Origin of the sequence: Planktothrix pseudagardhii, assembly GCF_904830925.1 — a bacterium.
GTDB lineage: Bacteria > Cyanobacteriota > Cyanobacteriia > Cyanobacteriales > Microcoleaceae > Planktothrix > Planktothrix tepida.
Map to the genome: position 1 here is coordinate 1,358,772 of NZ_LR882967.1, position 23,799 is coordinate 1,382,570.

The 23,799-nt window shown below is 44.4% G+C and carries 9 protein-coding genes; 7 read left to right on the plus strand and 2 right to left on the minus strand.

Features of this window, described 5'->3' with window-relative positions:
* Positions 1-66: 66 nt before the first annotated feature.
* Entirely contained in the window at positions 67-1,512 is a 1,446-nt protein-coding gene (locus NMK36_RS05830; protein ID WP_254173271.1) for a hypothetical protein, read from the minus strand.
* Between the two features lie 44 nt (positions 1,513-1,556).
* Positions 1,557-2,669 (minus strand): IS630 family transposase, encoded by a 1,113-nt coding sequence (locus NMK36_RS05835; protein ID WP_254172743.1) that lies wholly within the window; start codon positions 2,667-2,669, stop codon positions 1,557-1,559.
* 291 nt (positions 2,670-2,960) lie between these two features.
* Between NMK36_RS05835 and NMK36_RS05840 the strand changes: the two genes are divergently transcribed.
* The 7 genes from NMK36_RS05840 (at position 2,961) to NMK36_RS05870 (ending at position 23,772) form a co-directional block, all read left to right on the plus strand.
* Complete coding sequence (locus NMK36_RS05840) at positions 2,961-6,530, plus strand: TIGR03032 family protein (RefSeq protein WP_254173272.1); 3,570 nt, start codon at positions 2,961-2,963, stop codon at positions 6,528-6,530.
* 70 nt (positions 6,531-6,600) lie between these two features.
* On the plus strand, positions 6,601-7,290 hold the full coding sequence (locus tag NMK36_RS05845) for an FG-GAP repeat domain-containing protein (RefSeq protein ID WP_254173273.1): 690 nt from the start codon (positions 6,601-6,603) through the stop codon (positions 7,288-7,290).
* Positions 7,178-12,010, plus strand: coding sequence for a beta strand repeat-containing protein (locus tag NMK36_RS05850; protein WP_254175165.1), 4,833 nt, complete (start codon positions 7,178-7,180; stop codon positions 12,008-12,010). The genes NMK36_RS05845 and NMK36_RS05850 overlap by 113 nt, the downstream gene beginning before the upstream one ends.
* Positions 12,011-12,123: 113 nt before the next feature.
* A complete protein-coding gene (locus NMK36_RS05855; RefSeq protein WP_254173274.1) occupies positions 12,124-20,877 on the plus strand; it encodes a putative Ig domain-containing protein in 8,754 nt (2,917 codons plus the stop codon).
* Positions 20,878-21,031: 154 nt separating this feature from the next.
* Complete coding sequence (gene gpmI, locus NMK36_RS05860; protein ID WP_072717280.1) at positions 21,032-22,630, plus strand: 2,3-bisphosphoglycerate-independent phosphoglycerate mutase; 1,599 nt, start codon at positions 21,032-21,034, stop codon at positions 22,628-22,630.
* Positions 22,631-22,708: 78 nt separating this feature from the next.
* Positions 22,709-22,936: a preprotein translocase subunit SecG gene (secG, locus tag NMK36_RS05865; RefSeq protein ID WP_072717279.1), complete on the plus strand. Its 228-nt coding sequence runs from the start codon at positions 22,709-22,711 to the stop codon at positions 22,934-22,936.
* Between the two features lie 89 nt (positions 22,937-23,025).
* Positions 23,026-23,772 (plus strand): matrixin family metalloprotease, encoded by a 747-nt coding sequence (locus NMK36_RS05870; protein ID WP_072717278.1) that lies wholly within the window; start codon positions 23,026-23,028, stop codon positions 23,770-23,772.
* Positions 23,773-23,799: the final 27 nt, after the last annotated feature.

Below are 23,799 nucleotides of genomic sequence, written 5' to 3' on the forward strand. Positions count from 1 at the left end.
TCCTGTGCGATGGCGTAGCCGCCGCCTTGCGGCATCGCCTTAAGATCTCCAACCCTCTCGACTCGCCTAAACCAGTTCTAGTTCTTTTGGTTTGGCTTTCGCCGTAGACAGGAGAGTTGTTTGAGGTTGGGATAACGCTTTCTCTCGCGCCATAATCATGTCTTGGAAACGAGTTGCCGCTTTTTCTGTCAAGGGAATTTGAACCTCTCCGGTATGAACGTTGGCTTTAAACACGGTGCGCTTAGACTCGTTTCTGACAAAGCAATCCCCGTTGGGTTGCACATAAGCTGTCCATTGGTTGTCCCCAAACTTGAAGTGCTGGGTGCCATGCTGACAGGCGGCGTCGCCATCGGAAGTAAGTTGCCCTTGTCGTTGTTGGTATGTGTCTGACACAACGCTAAAAAGCAGATCTTGGAGAGAAAGCCGCCAGTGGTCAGTGTTAGCAGGCGTGGGACTGTACTTTCCGTTATTCCCTATTCTTTCTGGTTTTAAAGCGGGTTTTTGACTGCCATTGTCAACGATGGAAACAAAACGGTGAGAAGGTTCAGGGGAATCAATGGGTGGCAATTGGGTTTGAGGCAATTGAATTGATTCAGAATCAACCTTCAGCATCAGTGACCTGCCACTTTGATTCAGCGTTATCGTGGCTTCAAACGTGGTTCCAGGGGGTAATTTTGGACTATCGGGGGAGAAGGTTCCCAATTTTTTCTCGTCCAGTTGAATAATAGGAGTGCCTTGAAATCGGTAATATTTCTCGTGAGTAGGAGGTAAGTCTAGGGTTCCCACTTGCAGAGTCACTTTGCGGTCTTTCCATTTAGACTTGCAGAAATCTTCCTGGGAGTAGTCGTTATCAGGATGTTTAACATTAACAACTTCGATTTGGTTAACCTGATAATTGGACAACGCATGGCAAATTTCATCCATAAATAGTTTATAGACCAGTGCGCCTCGACCCGCTTTATCTTGAGATTCAATCCAGCGACAATCAACCGGAGGTACAATGAGCAATCGGGTTTCATTACCTGAGTAATTTGTCACTTTCAAAGCGTCAGGATCGATATGGTCGTTGGAGTTATCTCCGTATTTAGCATCAAGTTTCGCTACCATGTTCTGGGGTAAATCTTTAAAGGCAAATTCAACTAAGGGTAATTCGTGATGAGCAGTGGCTTCGTATTCAATACCTTTTCTATCCAGTGAATCTTTCCATTGGTTAGGAAGGTCAATACTACGGCCGTCTTGAGTTTTCACTTTCTTGAAAGGAACTTGCAGGACATAAACATCTCGTGGCAACGCTTCGTGAAGTAACTCGTAATCTTGCTGAAGGGAAAAGGTAATTTCTAGTTCCTCTGCGACTTTCTGACCGACTGTCCGGTGTTTGCTGAGGTTATCACAAGTGTGGGTAGCTTGGAACAGGGCATGAGCGGCTCTGGTTTTCCGTTCAGGGGTATCCCAAATTTCATCAATTTCAACTCGATAACTGTCATAAAGTTTGCCGATTTCCTCCTTTCGCATTTTGATATCATTGCCTGTTCGTTCGTAGATAAGCTGTTGTGTATTTAAACTGTGATTATAGCATTACCTTTGTTTTTAAGTTTACGTCCCCATTTAATAGATAACTGTCCTTCATTTAAAAGCTGATGTAATAAACACTCTAGCTCATCAACTGATTTAAAGAGTCGATGAGCTATATATTCTTTAGCTGAATGCCAGACTAATTCAATTAAATTATAATCTGGACTATATGCTGGAAGAAATTCTAAATAGACATTCGGCATTTCTGCTTTAATTTTTTCTAGGTACTCTTCTTTTTTGTGAAAACTTGCATTGTCAAGAATAATCAGGATCTTAGCTCCTTTTTCTACAAATTCTTCTGCTTGATTTCCCGCTAATACCCATTCATAAATTAGCTCTTGATAAAAACTTTTTAACACTTGATAAAAATTATCTGCATTTCCTTTATCCAGAAATTCTACAAATCTTTTTTTATCCGAGTACCTCAATCCTCCCATCACATTAACTCTTCCTTTCCTCCTGTCTCCTCTAATCTGTTTCCTCTTCCCTTTTTTACACCAATTCTTTCTTTTTATCACTCTTAAATTAAATCCACTTTCATCCCAAAACCATACCTGTAATTGTTCTGGACTTTCTTTTGCTATTTTCAAATATTCTTCTATTTTATCTTTAAATAATTTTCTTTTTTCTGGATCTCTTTTCTCTTCTAAGCTATACTTTGCCCACAAATAAACATACTTTTTTTCCTTTAATATCTTTCTCACTTGTGAACTACTTAATTTGATTCCTGTGATTTGTTCTAAATAAGTTGCCAATCTTTCTCCTGTCCATCTCCCAAATTCATATCCTAATTCTTCCGGTTCTTTTTCTACTGTTTCTAATAATATCTCTATATATTTGTCTGTGGCTTTTCTATAATTTCCTTTCATTCTTTCATCTTTTAGGCTTTCTAATTTGTCAGGGTCTCCATGTACACACCAATAACATACTTTGTTTAATGAGCAGCCCAAAAACTTGGCAATTTCACTTTGCTTTTTACCATCATTTAGCAATAATAAAATCAAGATTCTTTCTCGGATTTGTCCATTTTCTTCCTCTTTCAATCTTTTCTGTAGTTTCTCTACTTGCTTTTCATTTAAATGATTTTTAGCAGGCATCTTTTGATTGATTTTTCTAAACTTGGTTTTTCATTATACCCTATTTAGATGCTTAACAGCTTAGCAACATTTTCAACTCTGTATCTGCTTCAAGCAAGGCCACTTGTATTACAAGAGTTTCAGGATTTCCCAATGGCCTATTTAGGGACTCAATAAGTGTCCAAACATAATTATTTGCACATTTGGTGATTCCAGCTTCCCGGTTTTTTTCTCAACTCGGTCATTGATTTTACATAAGCACTTAACATCTGAGCTAATTCAACTTTTTGGACTTGGCTCAAGCAACAACCCATGAACAATCCTAAAACCCTAACAGTTCCTTTCTCGCGGCACTTTCTGGAATGGCTGCACCAACAGCAAGTCAGCCTCGCCCTAACTACCTACCAAACAAACCGCCTTGGTTTGATTGGAGTCCAACCGAACGGCCAAATTTCCACCCCCGTTTGGGAATTTGAGCGACCTATGGGACTTTATGCAACTACAGAACGCTTTTACCTTGCTACCCGCTATCAAATTTGGCAGTTTGAAAATATCCTAGAAAACGGGGAACTTTTACAGGAGAAATATGATCGCGTTTATGTCCCTCGAATTGCCTACACCACTGGAGATTTAGACGTACATGACCTTGTAGTTGATCCTCAAGGTAACATCATCTTTGCCAATACCGAATATAGCTGTTTAGCAACGCTCCATCCCCAACACAGCTTTACCCCTGTATGGCAACCGAATTTTATCAGCAAACTCGCCCCGGAAGATCGCTGTCACCTTAACGGGTTAGCCGCCGTTAACGGTATTCCCCGCTATGTAACGGCGGTGAGTTGTTCGGATGTGGCATCGGGTTGGCGACATCGAAGGAGTGATGGGGGAGTGGTAATCGATATTCAAACCAACGATATCATCGCTAGGGGTTTATCCATGCCCCATTCACCTCGATGGTATCAAGGGAAATTGTGGTTATTGAACTCAGGAACAGGAGATTTTGGCTACATTGATAACGAAGAATTTGTGGCAGTTACCTTTTGTCCCGGTTATGGACGGGGGTTAGCTTTTGTCGGAGATTTTGCCGTTGTTGGTTTATCTAAACCTAGAGATTATCATTTTTCCGGTTTATTACTCGGAGAAAAACTGCAACAAAAACAAGCAGAAGCTCGTTGTGGCATCTTAATTATTGACATAAAAACCGGGGATATTGTCGAGTGGCTAGATATGGATACCGAAGCCACAGAACTTTATGATGTGGCGATTTTGCCCCAAGTTCAATGTCCGATGGCTTTAGGGTTTAAAAGTGGAAATATTGCTAAATTAGTAACTATTGGTAGCCCCACAAAAACCCAGAAAAAAGTCATCTCTTTTAGTATTTGGGGCAATGATCCTATGTACAATATTGGTGCGATTAAAAATGCGGAATTAGCGCTTAAAATTTATCCAGGTTGGATTTGTCGGTTTTATGTAGATGAAACTGTTCCCAAAGAAACGTTAGAACGTTTAGCGGCTTGGAGTCATGTTGAAATTATTCCGATGCAAACCCCCTCTCAAAATTGTACCGGATTATTTTGGCGGTTTCTAGCCCTGAATGATCCCGATGTCGAAATTACAATTATTCGGGATACGGACTCGCGACTCAATCAACGAGAAAAAGCCGCCGTTGATGAATGGTTAACCAGTCCTTTTCCCTTTCATATTATGCGAGATCATCCTTTGCATCGAAGCAAAATTATGGGAGGAATGTGGGGATTTAAAGGAAATTTAGAGATCAAAACTGCTATCAATAATTATGTTAAAACTCATTCTCAATCTTTAAGAAAAGGCATTGATAAACTGTTTTTGAACGATGTCATTTATCCTTTAGCTCAATATCAAAGTTTGGTTCATGATGAATTTTCTGAAGGAAAACCCTTTCCACTTTCTCGTCAAAATACTGAATATGTCGGGCAGATTTTTCGAGAAGATGAGACGACAATTTCAGAATTAGATGACATCCTAGAACAACACTTAAGGACGTTAGAAAACCCACAATTAAAAGTAGCAAAAGCTGAATTTGAACGGGGGCAAGATTTCAAAAAACAAGGAAAAATTGAAGAAGCGATCACTTGTTTCCAAAACGCTATAACAGCCGACCCAAACTATATTCCTGCTCACAATAATTTAGGAACCTTACTCCAACAGCAAAATCGCTTATCTGAAGCCATAACTTGTTATCAAAACGCTCTAAAAATTAACCCAGATTCAGCGTTAACCTTGACTAACTTAGGGTCAATTTATCTAATTAAAACCCAGCTAAATCAAGCCGAGGAGTTATTAAAACGCGCCTTGGAATTAAACCCTGAGCTTGTTCCGGCGTTGTACAATTTAGGTTTGTTGTATAAAGAAAAAGCTAAATTAGACGAGGCGATTCAACTCTTTCAAACCGCAGCTAAACACCAACGAAACTACGCCGATGCCTATTTTCAACTTGGGCAAATTTGGGAATTTCAGAGTCAATTTACCTTAGCAAAACTCGCCTATGAACGAGTGCAAAGCCTCAACCCTAATGCTGAATATTTATATCCCCATATCGGGTTTGTGAAACTGAATCTCTGCGACTGGGAAAACTATGATAATTTTGTCCAAGATTTGATAAATTCCACGACCCAATATATACAGGAAGACAAGAAAGGGTTTACCTTAGCTCCCTTTCAGTTAAACGCCCTTCCTATTCCCTCAGAATTATCCCTAGCCGTTGCCCAAAAACACGCCGCAGGAATTGAGAAATCAATAGCTGAGAAAAAACCTAAATTCATCTATTCTCAAAAAACCGATAAACTGCGGGTGGGTTATGTTTCCCCAGATTTCTATAGTCACGCCGTCGGACGTTTAATTTATCAAATTTTTGAAACTCATAACCGAGACGAGTTTGAAATCTTTGGCTATAACCTATTAAATGTCAACGATGAAGTCACAGAAATCATTAAAAATGGCTGTGATCAATTTCGAGATATTGCTCAACTTTCTGCCTCTGATGCTGCTGTGCAAATTAACGCTGATGGCATTGATATTTTAATCGATTTAGCGGGTTATACAGGTTACGGTAAACCGGAAATATTGGCTTATCAACCTGCACCTATACAGGCAAGTTTTCTGGGATATCCCAATACAATGGGAGGGAATTTTATCCCCTATTTGCTAACGGATGAATGGGTAGTACCAGCAGATTTAGCTAAAAATTACAGCGAGTCAATTATCTATTTACCCCATCAGTTTATCTGTTCACCGATGGAGATTTCCAACAAACAATTTAGTCGGGCTGAATTTGGGTTGCCAGAAGATGGTTTTGTCTTTGTTTGCTACAACCGACACTTTAAAATTACGCCGGATTTATTTGCCGTTTGGATGGGAATTTTGCAGCAAGTTGAAGGTAGTGTGTTGTGGTTATCTTTGGCAGTAGAAGAGACAATGCAAAACCTCCGTCGCCGTGCTGGGGAAATGGGGGTAGCACCCGAAAGACTAATTTTTGCCAAAAAACAGCCCCACCCCGAATATCTCGCCCGCTTACAACTGGCAGATTTAGCCTTAGATACGTGGATATATAGTGGCGGTTCCACCACTGTAGCAGCGTTGTGGGCGGGTGTACCTGTACTGACAAAACCCGGTGACACCAACGCCTCCCGCATGGGAGCGAGTATTTGTGCCAGCGCCGGACTCCCAGAAATGATTGCTAACAGTGTGGAGGAGTACGAACAAAAGGCGATTGACTGGGCCACCCATCCCCAAAAGTTGCAACAGTTGCGTCAACGGTTACAAAAACGAGATGCCCCGTTATTTAATGTATCAGGGTTTGTCAGCCACTTAGAATCGGCATTTCGACAAATGGGAAACCGCTAATAACTCCCATGAATAGGTTTGAGATTCATTCTTCCATCAACTAACTACCTCATTAAAGAGGATTAAAAAAATGACTTCTAGTTTTAACTTTACCGAAAACACCAACATCTCCCTCACCGGTGTTTACAATAGTTCCGTCACCACAGCCGACTTTGACAAAGATGGGGACACCGATATCCTGCTCACGGGCTACGATAGTTCACATAACCCCATCAGCCAAATCTATAGCAACAACGGCAGTGGCGGTTTTAGCCAAAACACCAACGTCTCCCTCTCCGGTGTTGGCTATAGTTTCGTCACCACAGCCGACTTCGACAAAGATGGGAACACCGACATCCTGTTCGCGGGCTACGATAGTTTTTATAAACGCATCAGCCAAATCTATGGCAACAACGGCAGTGGCGGTTTTAGCGAAAACACCAACGTCTCTCTCACCGGTGTTTACTTTAGTTCGGTCACCACAGCCGACTTTGACTCTGATGGGGACACCGACATCCTGCTCACGGGCAAAGATAGTTCATCTAACTACATCAGCAAAATCTATAGCAACAACGGCAGTGGCGGTTTTAGCGAAAACACCAACATCTCCCTCAATGGTGTTTACAAGGGTTCCGTCACCACAGCCGACTTTGACTCTGATGGCAACACTGACATCCTGCTCACGGGCAAAGATAGTTCTAATAAACCCATCAGCAAAATCTATAGCAACACCCCCACCTCCACCCCCCCCCACCTTCAGCAGTTTTGCTGGCCCGGTTGACACCACCAACGAAGATACAGAAGTCGAACTCACCTTTGCTGACCTTGTTGCCCAAGGAAATGAAGCAGACAGTGATGGCACGGTGGATGCCTTTGTTGTGAAAGCCGTCAGTAGCGGGACGTTAAAAATTGGCAACGATGCAGCCAGTGCCACAGCTTGGGTTGCAGGAAGTAATGATACAATAGATGCCACGAAAAAAGCTTATTGGACACCGGATGCTAACGTTAACGGCACGGTCAACGCTTTGCAAGTGGTGGCCAAAGATAACGACGGTTTGGTGTCCCCTACACCAGTCACCGCCCAAGTTACGGTCACGGCTGTTAATGATGCGCCCGTATTAGATAATACTAACTTCACCTATAGCCTCACCACGATTAACGAAGATGATAACAATTCTAGTGGGGATGTTATCAAAGATATAATTCCGGCTGGAAGTATTAAAGAAAACACCAACATCTCCCTCAATGGTGTTTACTTAAGTTCCGTCACCACAGCCGACTTTGACTCTGATGGCAACACCGACATCCTGCTCACGGGCTACGATAGTTCATCTAACCCCATCAGCAAAATCTATAGCAATAACGGCAGTGGCGGTTTTAGCGAAAACACCAACGTCTCTCTCACCAGTGTTGCCACTGGTTCGGTCACCACAGCCGACTTTGACTCTGATGGCAACACCGACATCCTGCTCACGGGCAAAGATGGTTCTGGCCCCATCAGCCAAATCTATAGCAACAACGGCAGTGGCGGTTTTAGCGAAAACACCAACGTCTCTCTCACCGGTGTTTTCTACAGTTCCGTCACCACGGCCGACTTTGACAAAGATGGGTACACTGACATCCTGCTCACGGGCTACGATAGTTTTAATAACCCCATCAGCCAAATCTATAGCAACAACGGCAGTGGCGGTTTTAGCGAAAACACCAACGTCTCTCTCACCGGTGTTTTCTATAGTTCCGTCACCACGGCCGACTTTGACAAAGATGGGTACACCGACATCCTGCTCACGGGCCGGGATAGTTCAGGAAACCGCATCAGCCAAATCTATAGTAACAACGGCAGTGGCGGTTTTAGCGAAAACACCAACATCTCCCTCACTGGTGTTTCCTATAGTTCCGTCACCACAGCCGACTTTGACTCTGATGGGGACACCGACATCCTGCTCACGGGCTCCGATAGTTCAGGAAACCCCATCAGCAAAATCTATACCAACAACGGCAGTGGCGGTTTTAGCGAAAACACCAACGTCTCCCTCAATGGTGTTTTCCGTAGTTCCGTCACCACAGCCGACTTTGACTCTGATGGTGACACCGACATTCTGCTCACGGGCTACGATAGTTTTAATAACCCCATCAGCCAAATCTATAGCAACAACGGCAGTGGCGGTTTTAGTGAAAACACCAACATCTCCCTAAATGGTGTTTACGGTAGTTCCGTCACCACAGCCGACTTTGACTCTGATGGGGACACCGACATCCTGCTCACGGGCAAAGATAGTTCTGGCCGCATCAGCAAAATCTATAACAATCTTTTCCCCATATCCGATGTAGACACCACCACCATCACCGAAGCCATCGCGATTACAGCCGCCGACAATAACGGTACTTGGCAATATTCCACCAACGGTACAACCTGGACAAACTTCCCCACCGTCAGCAACAGTAACGCCCTATTATTAGATGCGGGGAATAAAGTTCGTTTCCAACCCACTGCCCACTACAACGGGACGATTACCACTGCCCTCACCTTCCGGGCTTGGGATAAGTCCACAGGTACAGTCGGAAGTACAGCCGACACCAGCATTAACGGTGGTACAACAGCCTTTAGCGTCAACACCGCCACCGCCTCCATTACGGTTACGGCCGTTAACGACGCTCCAACTGCAACTCCTATCACGACTCAAACCGCAACAAAAGATAGCAGTTTTAATCTCAATATTGCTAATAAATTTAGCGATATTGATGGAGACATCCTAACCTATAGCGCCGCCTTAGCCGATGGTACAGCCTTACCCAGTTGGTTAACTTTCGACAGCACAACGGGAACTTTTACCGGAACACCGACTAACAGTGATGTCGGGAATATTGCTATCAAAGTGACAGCTAAAGATAGTAGTAATGCCACCGTTGAAAATAGTTTCCAACTCACCGTTAATAACGTTAACCACGCTCCAACGGCAACTCCTATCACGACTCAAACCGCAACAAAAGATAGCAGTTTTAATCTCAATATTGCTAATAAATTTAGCGATATTGATGGAGACATCCTAACCTATAGCGCCGCCTTAGCTGATGGTACAGCCTTACCCAGTTGGTTAACTTTCGACAGCACAACGGGAACTTTTACCGGAACACCGACTAACAGTGATGTCGGGAATATTGCTATCAAAGTGACAGCTAAAGATAGTAGTAATGCCACCGTTGAAAATAGTTTCCAACTCACCGTTAATAACGTTAACCACGCTCCAACGGCAACTCCTATCACGACTCAAACCGCAACAAAAGATAGCAGTTTTAATCTCAATATTGCTAATAAATTTAGCGATATTGATGGAGACATCCTAACCTATAGCGCCGCCTTAGCCGATGGTACAGCCTTACCCAGTTGGTTAACTTTCGACAGCACAACGGGAACTTTTACCGGAACACCGACTAACAGTGATGTCGGGAATATTGCTATCAAAGTGACAGCTAAAGATAGTAGTAATGCCACCGTTGAAAATAGTTTCCAACTCACCGTTAATAACGTTAACCACGCTCCAACGGCAACTCCTATCACGACTCAAACCGCAACAAAAGATAGCAGTTTTAATCTCAATATTGCTAATAAATTTAGCGATATTGATGGAGACATCCTAACCTATAGCGCCGCCTTAGCTGATGGTACAGCCTTACCCAGTTGGTTAACTTTCGACAGCACAACGGGAACTTTTACCGGAACACCGACTAACAGTGATGTCGGGAATATTGCTATCAAAGTGACAGCTAAAGATAGTAGTAATGCCACCGTTGAAAATAGTTTCCAACTCACCGTTAATAACGTTAACCACGCTCCAACGGCAACTCCTATCACGACTCAAACCGCAACAAAAGATAGCAGTTTTAATCTCAATATTGCTAATAAATTTAGCGATATTGATGGAGACATCCTAACCTATAGCGCCGCCTTAGCCGATGGTACAGCCTTACCCAGTTGGTTAACTTTCGACAGCACAACGGGAACTTTTACCGGAACACCGACTAACAGTGATGTCGGGAATATTGCTATCAAAGTGACAGCTAAAGATAGTAGTAATGCCACCGTTGAAAATAGTTTCCAACTCACCGTTAATAACGTTAACCACGCTCCAACGGCAACTCCTATCACGACTCAAACCGCAACAAAAGATAGCAGTTTTAATCTCAATATTGCTAATAAATTTAGCGATATTGATGGAGACATCCTAACCTATAGCGCCGCCTTAGCTGATGGTACAGCCTTACCCAGTTGGTTAACTTTCGACAGCACAACGGGAACTTTTACCGGAACACCGACTAACAGTGATGTCGGGAATATTGCTATCAAAGTGACAGCTAAAGATAGTAGTAATGCCACCGTTGAAAATAGTTTCCAACTGACGGTTGAAGCTACTCCTCAACCCACACCTACACCCACACCAGAACCAACTGTCCAACCCACACCCACACCCACACCAGAACCAACTGTCCAACCCACACCCACACCCACACCCACACCAGAACCAACTTCTGACACTTTGCCAGCAAACTCCAGTGGGGATATCTACGACCCCACCCGTTTTGTGAAAGCCATCGCCTTTCCCACCCTAAAAGCCAACGTTGTCAGCGATCAATCCATAGCAGGTACAACAGAAGCTGATACCGTCTTTGGTAAAGAAGGTAACAACAACATCCAAACCGGAGATGGGAATGACTACATTAACGGTAATCAAGGTGAGGACTTTATTGATGCTGGTAAAGGCAATGATACCGTCTTGGGTGGCAAAGACAACGACCAAATCGACGGCAGCGATGATGATGATGACTTGTTTGGCAACCTGGGTAACGATACCATTGCTGGAAATATTGGCAATGACTCGATTAATGGTAACGAAGGAGATGACCTAATTGATGGTGGCGATGGCAAGGATCAACTCTTTGGAGGTGAGAATAATGACTCAATTAAAGGTGGTAACGAAACTGATCTGATTTTTGGCAACCTGGGAACTGACCTAATAGAAGGAAACGACGGTGACGATAGCCTCTTTGGTAACGAACAGCGCGATACAATCTCCGGTAACTCCGGGGATGACCTGATTTACGGAGGCGAGGACAACGACCTCCTAGACGGGAACGAGGGCAATGATGCACTCTGGGGCGATGACGGTGATGATACCCTTGATGGTGGCCAAGACAACGATATTCTCACCGGAGGCAAAGGTAACGATATCTTGGTGGGGGCCTCCGGTGCTGATACCCTGACTGGAGGCGAAGGCAGTGACCGCTTTGTTCTGGTTTCAGGATTTGGCCCCGATACCATTACTGACTTTACTTCTGGGGTGGATATTATCGTCCTTGATGGCGGTCTCACCTTTGAACAACTGACTTTAACCCTGGTCAATGGTTCAACTCAAATTCAGGTCAATAATCAAATTCTCGCTACCCTGAATAACGTTGATCCTAACTTGTTGACTGTCACCAACTTTACGACTTCTATTTTCTAACAAAGTAGAGAGAGACTAAGCAGGTCTTAGTCTCTCTACGGTTTTCTTCAGTTGAATAGGTTTGAGACCCATTCTTCCATCAACTAACTACCTCATTAAAGAGGATTAAAAAAATGACTTCTAGTTTTAACTTTACCGAAAACACCAACATCTCCCTCACCGGTGTTTACAGAAGTTCCGTCACCACAGCCGACTTTGACTCTGATGGTGACACCGACATTCTGCTCACGGGCTACGATAGTTTTAATAACCCCATCAGCCAAATCTATAGCAACAACGGCAGTGGTGGTTTTAGCGAAAACACCAACGTCTCCCTCACCCGTGTTTACAAGGGTTCCGTCACCACCGCCGACTTTGACTCTGATGGGGACACCGACATCCTGCTCACGGGCCAGGATAGTTCATGGAAACCCATCAGCCAAATCTATAGCAACAACGGCAGTGGCGGTTTTAGCGAAAACACCAACATCTCCCTCACCGGTGTTGGCTATAGTTCCGTCACCACCGCCGACTTTGACAAAGATGGGGACACCGACATCCTGCTCACGGGCTTGGATAGTTCTGGCCGCATCAGCAAAATCTATAGCAACAACGGCAGTGGCGGTTTTAGCGAAAACACCAACGTCTCCCTCACCGGTGTTTATACAAGTTCCGTCACCACCGCCGACTTTGACAAAGATGGGGACACCGACATCCTGCTCACGGGCCGGGATAGTTCATCTAACCCCATCAGCAAAATCTATAGCAACAACGGCAGTGGCGGTTTTAGCGAAAACACCAACGTCTCCCTCTCCGGTGTTGCCTTTAGTTCCGTCAGCACAGCCGACTTTGACTCTGATGGTGACACCGACATCCTGCTCACGGGTCGGGATAGTTCTAATAACCCCATCAGCAAAATCTATAGCAACAACGGCAGTGGCGGTTTTAGTGAAAACACCAACATCTCCCTCAATGGTGTTTACTATAGTTCCGTCAGCACAGCCGACTTTGACAAAGATGGGGACACCGACATCCTGCTCACGGGCCGGGATAGTTCATCTAACTACATCAGCAAAATCTATAGCAACAACGGCAGTGGCGGTTTTAGCGAAAACACCAACGTCTCCCTCCTTGGTGTTGCCTTTAGTTCCGTCAGCACAGCCGACTTTGACTCTGATGGGTACACCGACATCCTGCTCACGGGCTTTGATAGTTCATCTAACCACATCAGCAAAATCTATAACAACACCCCCACCTCCACCCCCCCCACCTTCAACAGTTTTGCTGGCCCGGTTGACACCACCAACGAAGATACAGAAGTCGAACTCACCTTTGCTGACCTTGTTGCCCAAGGAAATGAAGCGGACAGTGATGGCACGGTGGATGCCTTTGTTGTGAAAGCCGTCAGTAGTGGGACGTTAAAAATTGGCAACGATGCAGCCAGCGCCACAGCTTGGGTTGCAGGAAGTAATGATACGATAGATGCCACGAAAAAAGCTTATTGGACACCGGATGCTAACGTTAACGGCACGGTCAACGCTTTGCAAGTGGTAGCTAAAGATAACGATGGTTTAGAGTCCGCTACCCCAGTTACCGCCCAAGTTACGATCACGGCCGTTAACGATGCTGCGCCTGTATTAGATAATACTAACTTTACCTATACCCTCACCACGATTAACGAAGATGATAACAATTCTAGTGGGGATGTTATCAAAGATATAATTCCATCTGGAAGTATTAAAGAAAACACCAATATCTCCCTCACGGGTGTTGCCGGGAGTTCCGTCACCACCGCCGACTTTGACAATGATGGGTACACCGACATCCTGCTCACGGGCCGGGATAGTTCAGGAAACCGCATCAGCAAAATCTATAGCAACAACGGCAGTGGCGGTTTTAGCCTCAACACTAACGTCTCCCTCACTGGTGTTGACTTGAGTTCCGTCACCACAGCCGACTTCGACAAAGATGGGGACACCGACATCCTGCTCACAGGCAAAGATAGTTCTGGCCGCATCAGCAAAATCTATAGCAACAACGGCAGTGGCGGTTTTAGCCTCAACACCAACGTCTCCCTCACCGGTGTTTCCTATAGTGCGGTCACCACCGCCGACTTTGACAAAGATGGGGACACCGACATCCTGCTCACGGGCTACGATGGTTCTATCCCCATCAGCAAAATCTATAGCAACAATGGCAGTGGCGGTTTTAGCGAAAACACCAACGTCTCCCTCACCGGTGTTTACAATAGTTCCGTCACCACCGCCGACTTTGACAATGATGGGTACACCGACATCCTGCTCACGGGCATCAAGAGTTCTAGCCCCATCAGCAAAATCTATAGCAACAATGGCAGTGGCGGTTTTAGCGAAAACACCAACGTCTCCCTCACCGGTGTTTCCAATAGTGCGGTCACCACCGCCGACTTTGACAATGATGGGGACACCGACATCCTGCTCACGGGCTACAGTAGTTCTGGCCGCATCAGCAAAATCTATAGCAACAACGGCAGTGGCGGTTTTAGCGAAAACACCAACGTTTCCCTCACTGGTGTTCGCTATAGTTCCGTGACCACCGCCGACTTTGACAAAGATGGGGACACCGATATCCTGCTCACGGGCAAAGATAGTTCTAATAACCTCATCAGCAAAATCTATAGCAACAACGGCAGTGGCGGTTTTAGCGAAAACACCAACATCTCCCTCAATGGTGTTTACAATAGTTCCGTCAGCACCGCCGACTTTGACTCTGATGGTGACACCGACATCCTGCTCACGGGCAACAGTAATTCTGGTTACATCAGCAAAATCTATAACAATCTTTTCCCCATATCTGATGTAGACACCACCACCATCACCGAAGCCATTGCGATTACAGCCGCCGACAATAACGGTACTTGGCAATATTCCACCGACAACGGCACAACCTGGACTAACTTCCCCACCGTCAGCGACAGTAACGCCCTATTATTAGATGCAGGGAATAAAGTTCGTTTCCAACCCAAGGCTAACTACAACGGAACCATTACCAACGCTCTCACCTTCCGCGCTTGGGATCAGTCCACAGGTACAGCCGGAAATACAGCCGACACCACCACTAACGGCGGGACAACAGCCTTTAGCAGTAACACCGCCACCGCCTCCATTACGGTTACAGCCGTTAACGACGCTCCAACTGCGACTGCTATCGGCAACCAAACCGTTAACGAAGATAGCAATTTCAATCTCAATATTGTTAATAAATTTAGCGATATTGATGCAGGAGATAGTTTAACCTATAGCGCCACCTTAGCCGATGGTAAACCTTTACCCAGTTGGTTAACTTTCGACAGCACAACGGGAACTTTTACCGGAACACCCACGAATAGTGATGTCGGAAATCTTGACATTAAAGTTATCGCAACCGATAGTAATAATGCCACCGTTGAAAATAGCTTCCAACTGACGGTTAATAACGTTAACGACGCGCCTGTATTAGATAATACCAACTTCACCTATACCCTCACCACCATTAACGAAGATGATAACAATTCTAGTGGGGATGTTATCAAAGATATAATTCCATCTGGAAGTATTAAAGAAAACACCAACATCTCTCTCTCCGGTGTTCGCTATAGTTCCGTCACCACGGCGGACTTTGACAATGATGGGGACACCGACATCCTGCTCACGGGCAAAGATGGTTCTGGCCCCATCAGCCAAATCTATAGCAACAACGGCAGTGGCGGTTTTAGCGAAAACACCAACGTCTCCCTCACCAGTGTTGGTTATAGTTCCGTCACCACCGCCGACTTTGACAAAGATGGGGACACCGATATCCTGCTCACGGGCAAAGATAGTTCTAATAACCTCATCAGCAAAATCTATAGCAACAACGGCAGTGGCGGTTTTAGCGAAAACACCAACGTCTCCCTCACCGGTGTTTACAGAAGTTCCGTCACCACGGCCGACTTTGACTCTGATGGGTACACCGACATCCTGCTCACGGGCAAGGATAGTTTTAATAACCCCATCAGCAAAATCTATAGTAACAACGGCAGTGGCGGTTTTAGCGAAAACACCAACGTCTCTCTCACCGGTGTTCGCTATAGTTCCGTCACTACCGCCGACTTTGACAAAGATGGGTACACCGACATCCTGCTCACGGGCAAAGATGGTTTTGATAACCCCATCAGCAAAATCTATAGTAACAACGGCAGTGGCGGTTTTAGCGAAAACACCAACGTCTCCCTCACGGGTGTTTTATATAGTTCCGTCACCACGGCCGACTTTGACAAAGATGGGGACACCGATATCCTGCTCACAGGCTTCGATGGTTCTGGCCCCATCAGCAAAATCTATAGCAACAACGGCAGTGGCGGTTTTAGCGAAAACACCAACATCTCCCTCACTGGTGTTTACGATAGTTCCGTCACCACGGCTGACTTTGACAATGATGGGGACACCGACATCCTGCTCACGGGCTTCGATGGTTCTGACCGCATCAGTAAAATCTATAGCAACAACGGCAGTGGCGGTTTTAGCGAAAACACCAACATCTCCCTCACTGGTGTTTACGATAGTTCCGTCACCACGGCTGACTTTGACTCTGATGGCTACACCGATATCCTGCTCACGGGCTACGATAGTTCAGGAAACCCCATCAGCAAAATCTATAATGATTTTCTTTCTATATCCGATGTAGACACCAACCCCACCATCACCGAAGCCATTGCGATTACAGCCGCCGACAATAACGGTACTTGGCAATATTCCACTGACAACGGCACAACCTGGACAAACTTCCCCGCCGTCAGCGACAGTAACGCCCTATTATTAGATGCAGGTAACAAAGTCCGCTTCCAGCCCACTGCCAACTACAACGGTACTATTACCACTGCCCTCACCTTCCGCGCCTGGGATAAGTCCACAGGTACAGTCGGAGGTACAGCCGACACCACCAGTAACGGCGGTACAACGGCCTTTAGCGTCAACACTGCCAACGCCTCCATTACGGTTACGGCCGTTAACGACGCTCCAACTACGACTGCTATCGGCAACCAAACTGTTAACGAAGATAGCAATTTCAATCTCAATATTGCTAATAACTTTAACGATATTGATGCAGGAGATAGTTTAACCTATACCGCCACCTTAGCCGATGGTAAAGCCTTACCCAGTTGGTTAACTTTCGATAGCACAACCGGAACATTTACCGGAACACCGACTAACAGTGATGTCGGAAATCTTGACATTAAAGTTATCGCAACCGATAGTAATAATGCCACAGTTGAAAATAGTTTCCAACTCACCGTTAATAACGTTAACGACGCTCCAACTGCGACTGCTATCGGGAACCAAACCGTTAACGAAGATAGCAGTTTCAATCTCAATATTGTTAATAAATTTAACGATATTGATGCAGGAGATAGTTTAACCTATAGCGCCACCTTAGCCGATGGTAACCCTTTACCCAGTTGGTTAACATTTAATAGCACAACGGGAACCTTTACCGGAACACCCAGTAACAGTGATGTCGGGAATATTGCTATCAAAGTGACAGCTAAAGATAGCAGTAATGCCACCGTTGAAAATAGTTTCCAACTCACCGTTAATAACGTTAACGATGCTCCAACTGCGACTCCTATCACGGCTCAAACCGCAACAGAAGATAGCAGTTTCAGTCTCAATATTGTTAATAAATTTAGCGATATTGATGCAGGAGATAGTTTAACCTATAGCGCCACCTTAGCCGATGGTAAAGCCTTACCCAGTTGGTTAACGTTTAATAGCACAACGGGAACCTTTACCGGAACACCGACTAACAGTGATGTCGGAAATCTTGACATTAAAGTTATCGCAACCGATAGTAGTAATGCAACGGTTGAAAATAGTTTCCAACTCACCGTTAATAACGTTAATGATGCTCCGACTACGACTGCTATTGGCAACCAAACCGTTAACGAAGATAGCAGTTTCAGTCTCAATATTGTTAATAACTTTAACGATATTGATGCAGGAGATAGTTTAACCTATACCGCCACCTTAGCCGATGGTAAAGCCTTACCCAGTTGGTTAACTTTCGACAGCACAACGGGAACTTTTACCGGAACACCGACTAACAGTGATGTCGGGAATATTGCTATCAAAGTGACAGCTAAAGATAGCAGTAATGCCACAGTTGAAAATAGTTTCCAACTCACCGTTAATAACGTTAATGATGCTCCGACTACGACTGCTATTGGCAACCAAACCGTTAACGAAGATAGCAATTTCAATCTCAATATTGTTAATAACTTTAACGATATTGATGCAGGAGATAGTTTAACCTATAGCGCCACCTTAGCCGATGGTAAACCTTTACCCAGTTGGTTAACTTTCGACAGCACAACGGGAACTTTTAACGGAACACCGACTAACAGTGATGTCGGAAATCTTGACATTAAAGTTATCGCAACCGATAGTAGTAATGCAACGGTTGAAAATAGTTTCCAACTCACCGTTAATAACGTTAATGATGCTCCGACTGCAACTCCTATCGGCAACCAAACCGTTAACGAAGATAGCAATTTCAGTCTCAATATTGTTAATAAATTTAGCGATATTGATGCAGGAGATAGTTTAACCTATAGTGCCACCTTAGCCGATGGTACAACTTTACCCAGTTGGTTAACATTTAATAGCACAACAGGAATATTTACCGGAACACCGACTAACAGCGATGTCGGAAATCTTGACATTAAAGTTATCGCAACCGATAGTAGTAATGCCACCGTTGAAAATAGTTTCCAACTCACCGTTAATAACGTTAATGATGCTCCGACTGCAACTCCTATCGGCAACCAAACCGTTAACGAAGATAGCAATTTTAATCTCAATATTGTTAATAATTTCAGCGATATTGATGCAGGAGATAGTTTAACCTATACCGCCACCTTAGCCGATGGTACAACTTTACCCAGTTGGTTAACGTTTAATAGCACAACGGGAGAATTTACAGGAACACCCAGTAACAGTGATGTCGGAAATCTTGACATTAAAGTTATCGCAACCGATAGTAGTAATGCAACGGTTGAAAATAGTTTCCAACTCACCGTTAATAACGTTAATGATGCTCCGACTACGACTGCTATTGGCAACCAAACCGTTAACGAAGATAGCAATTTCAATCTCAATATTGCTAATAACTTTAACGATATTGATGCAGGAGATAGTTTAACCTATACCGCCACCTTAGCCGATGGTACAACTTTACCCAGTTGGTTAACGTTTAATAGCACAACGGGAGAATTTACAGGAACACCCAGTAACAGTGATGTTGATGCGTTGACTATTAATGTTACTGCTACCGATAAAAGCGGGGCAAGTATTAGCGATAGTTTCCTGTTGAGCATTATACCAACACCGACACCGACACCGACGGTAACACCCACGCCGACACCAACGGTAACACCAACACCGGAACCTACACCAACACCAACGGTAACACCAACACCGGAACCTACGCCGACACCAACGGTAACACCAACACCGGAACCCACACCGACACCAACGGTAACACCAACACCGGAACCTACACCAACACCAACGGTAACACCAACACCGGAGCCCACACCAACACCAACGGTAACGCCCACACCGGAACCCACACCGACACCAACGGTAACACCAACACCGGAACCTACACCAACACCAACGGTAACACCAACACCGGAACCCACACCGACACCAACGGTAACACCAACACCGGAACCTACACCAACACCAACGGTAACACCAACACCGGAACCTACACCAACACCAACGGTAACGCCCACACCGGAACCTACACCAACACCAACGGTAACGCCCACACCGGAACCTACACCAACACCAACGGTAACGCCCACACCGGAACCCACGCCGATACCAACACCGGAGCCCACACCCAACCCCACTCATGATATTTATGAGCCTAGTAATTTCATTAAAACCCTTGATTTTCCTGCTTTAAAACCTAACACAACCTCCCCATCCCAGGTTTCCACTAATGGCAATGAGGAGATCTTAGGTACAGCCGAATCTGATCAAATCTTTGGTTTAGAAGGTAACGACAACATCCAAACCGGAGATGGGAATGACTACATTAACGGTAATCAAGGTGAGGACTTTATTGATGCTGGTAAAGGCAATGATACCGTCTTGGGTGGCAAAGACAACGACCAAATCGACGGCGGCGATGATGATGATGACTTGTTTGGCAACCTGGGTAACGATACCATTGTTGGAAATACTGGCAATGACTCGATTAATGGGAATGAAGGAGATGACCTGATTGATGGTGGTGATGACAAAGATGAACTGTTCGGAGGTCAGAATAATGACTTTGTTAAAGGTGGTAATCAAGATGATATCATCTTCGGCAACCAAGGAACAGACCGACTTGAAGGAAACGACGGTGACGATACCCTCTTTGGTAACGGAGATAGTGATACAATCTCTGGTAACTCCGGTCAAGATCTGATCTACGGTGGTGCCGACAACGACCTCCTAGACGGGAACGAGGGCAATGATGCACTCTGGGGCGATGACGGTGATGATACCCTTGATGGTGGCCAAGACAACGATCTTCTCACCGGAGGCAAAGGCAACGATATCCTGGTAGGGGCCTCCGGTGCTGATACCCTGACTGGAGGCGAAGGCAGTGACCGCTTTGTTCTGGTTTCAGGATTTGGCCCCGATACCATTACTGACTTTACTTCTGGGGTGGACATGATTGTCCTTGATAATGGTCTCACCTTTGAACAACTGACTCTAACCCTGGTCAATGGTTCGACTCAAATTCAGGTCAATAATCAAATTCTGGCAACTCTTAATAACGTTGATCCTAACTTGTTGACCTTTGATAACTTTACGACTTCTATTTTCTAAGAAATCTCAAAGTTATTCTCAATCATTTTTTAAAAGAGAGATTAAGCCCTGCTTAGTCTCTCTACGGTTTTCTTCACCATCTCCACTCTTCTACTAACTCACGATGGTATGATAGATGGGAAAATTACCACAACAAACGAAAAGGTAACTTGGCATGGCACCAAAGTCTGTATCTCCCGTTGTACTGATCATTTTAGACGGATGGGGTTATCGTGAACAAACCGACGGAAATGCCATAGCCGTTGCAAATACTCCTGTGATGGATAGTCTATGGACAGCTTATCCGAGAACCTTAATTCGCACCTCTGGGAAGGCGGTGGGTTTACCCCAGGGTCAAATGGGAAATTCAGAAGTCGGTCATTTGAATATTGGTGCGGGGCGGGTTGTTCCTCAAGAGTTAGTCAGAATTTCCGATGCGGTGGAAGATGGCACCATTCAAAATAACCCCGCATTGTTACAAGTTTGTCAAGATGTTTTAGAGAGAAATAGTAAATTACACTTGATCGGTTTGTGTTCCGATGGCGGTGTTCACTCCCATATCGACCATTTAATCGGACTTTTACACTTAGCCAAAGCCAAAAATATTAGAGATGTTTGCATTCATGCCATCATGGATGGTCGCGATACCAATCCTAAAGATGGGATTAAATATATTAAGCAGCTTCAAGAACAAATTGATGCCATTGGGATGGGTCGCATTGTGACGATTAGTGGCCGTTATTATGCAATGGATCGAGATAAACGCTGGGATCGAGTTAAACAAGCTTATGATATTATGACCTTTGATGGGGAAGGCAATGGATTATCGGCTGGTGATCTAATGTTATCGTCCTACGCCGAAGGCATTAACGATGAGTTTGTGGTTCCTTCTCGCATCGCACCAGGGGCGGTAGAAGCCGGTGATGGGGTAATTTTCTTTAATTTCCGTCCTGACCGAGCTAGAGAATTAACTCAAGCCTTTGTTGACCCCAATTTTTCTGGATTTGAACGTTCTTATATTGAACCCCTCAGCTTTGTCACGTTTACCCAATATGACCCTCATTTCCCCGTATTAGTCGCCTTTGAACCTCAAAATCTCAATAATATTCTCGGACAAGTTATCGCTGAACACGGTTTACAACAATTGCGAACCGCAGAAACGGAAAAATATGCTCATGTCACCTATTTTTTTAATGGCGGTTTAGAAGAACCTTTTCCTGGGGAAGACCGAGAATTAATTCCTAGTCCCTCCGTTGCTACTTATGATTTACAACCGGAAATGTCGGCGGCTGAAGTCACGGATGTGGCGATTGAAGGAATTGAAAAGGGAATTTACTCGCTCATTGTAATTAATTATGCTAACCCTGATATGGTCGGACATACGGGAATGATCGATGCGACGGTAAAAGCCATTGAAACTGTTGATCACTGTTTAGGGTTATTGTTAGAAAGTATTAGTAAAGCCGGAGGAACAGCGATTATTATTGCTGATCATGGTAACGCTGAATATATGTCCGATGCTGAGGGAAATCCTTGGACAGCCCACACAACAAACCCGGTTCCCTTTATCCTAATAGAAGGGGAAAAACGCAAAATACCGGGTTATGGAACTGATGTTCCCTTACGGACAGATGGCTGTTTAGCGGATATCGCCCCCACGATTTTGCAGATTTTGGGAATTCCCCAACCCCCGGAAATGACAGGTCGTTCTATGATTGAATCGGCAGCCTATGATGTTCGAGAAAATCGAACTCCAATACGGATGCGACTGTAACCCAATTCTTGAAAAAATAGTTTAAACTTAAGGGTTTGACGGTTTAATTTTTTTCGTTCAAATTATCAACTTCTTACCATGATTACTCAAGTCTTACAAGCCATTTGGTCTTTATCTGCTCTCGGAATTATTATTTTAGTTCTACTTCACAGTCCTAAAGGAGATGGAATTGGGGGTATTGGTGGACAAGCTCAACTCTTTACTAGCGCTAAAAGTGCTGAAACTACCTTAAATCGCATTACTTGGATGTTAGCCATTATTTTTATGGGAATTACTGTTATTTTAAGTGCAGGTTGGATTAAATAATCAGTTATCAGTTATCAGTTATCAGTTATCAGTTATCAGTTATCAGTCAAGACTTTGGAGTCAATTAAACTAATGTTATAGCAACGGACATGGCTATTAGGACAAAATATAAGCGTGTCATTTCCCCGAAATGGAGAATCTATGCCCTAAGCGGAATAGCGACTGCTATAATAATAGGCTTGATTATTTTAATTAGCCAAATATCAACCCTTGGGACTGACGATAAAATTCCGTTTAAACCTCATCCATTACCAGAACTTTTAGCAAATTGGAACGATTTAAGTAATAAAGGGGATTATTTTGATCAAATTGAATCTACGACTGTTGGTTATTTAGTGTTTTCAAAATTTCCCCTTAAAGTTTATATTGAGAATCCTGATTCTAATCTTCAGTGGAAAGAAACGGTTTCATCTGCTATTTTAAAATGGAATAATTATTTACCTTTAAGTCTTGTCGAACAACCGCAAGATGCGGATATTGAAATTATTAGAAAAAATCCGCCCCTAGACCCTCAGAAAAAACGAGCAAGTTCCGCAGAAACTCGGTATCAAGTTTCCGTTAACTATACTCCTGAAGGGTTTCCCTATTTATCCCATCACTTCACCATTTGGTTAAGTCCGACCCAAACCGGACAATATATTGAAGCCGCCGTCCTTCATGAATTTGGTCATGCGTTAGGAATTTGGGGTCATAGTCCTGAAAAAACAGACGTGATGTATTTTTCCCAAGTTCGAGAACCTCCGCCAATTTCTGTTAGAGATATTAATACTTTAAAACGAATTTATCAACAACCCACTCGTTTAGGATGGCCGGTATTAATTCCTCCCAAGACTTAAGGCCTGGTACAGAATGACCAGACCTTA

Excerpts from the sequence above, each read along its gene's own strand:
- NMK36_RS05855 (WP_254173274.1), top strand. The coding sequence starts at position 12,124 with ATGACTTCTAGTTTTAACTTTACCGAAAACACCAACATCTCCCTCACC.
- NMK36_RS05835 (WP_254172743.1), bottom strand. The coding sequence starts at position 2,669 with ATGCCTGCTAAAAATCATTTAAATGAAAAGCAAGTAGAGAAACTACAG.
- gpmI (WP_072717280.1), top strand. The coding sequence starts at position 21,032 with ATGGCACCAAAGTCTGTATCTCCCGTTGTACTGATCATTTTAGACGGA.
- NMK36_RS05870 (WP_072717278.1), top strand. The coding sequence starts at position 23,026 with ATGGCTATTAGGACAAAATATAAGCGTGTCATTTCCCCGAAATGGAGA.
- NMK36_RS05845 (WP_254173273.1), top strand. The coding sequence starts at position 6,601 with ATGACTTCTAGTTTTAACTTTACCGAAAACACCAACATCTCCCTCACC.
- NMK36_RS05840 (WP_254173272.1), top strand. The coding sequence starts at position 2,961 with ATGAACAATCCTAAAACCCTAACAGTTCCTTTCTCGCGGCACTTTCTG.
- NMK36_RS05830 (WP_254173271.1), bottom strand. The coding sequence starts at position 1,512 with ATGCGAAAGGAGGAAATCGGCAAACTTTATGACAGTTATCGAGTTGAA.
- secG (WP_072717279.1), top strand. The coding sequence starts at position 22,709 with ATGATTACTCAAGTCTTACAAGCCATTTGGTCTTTATCTGCTCTCGGA.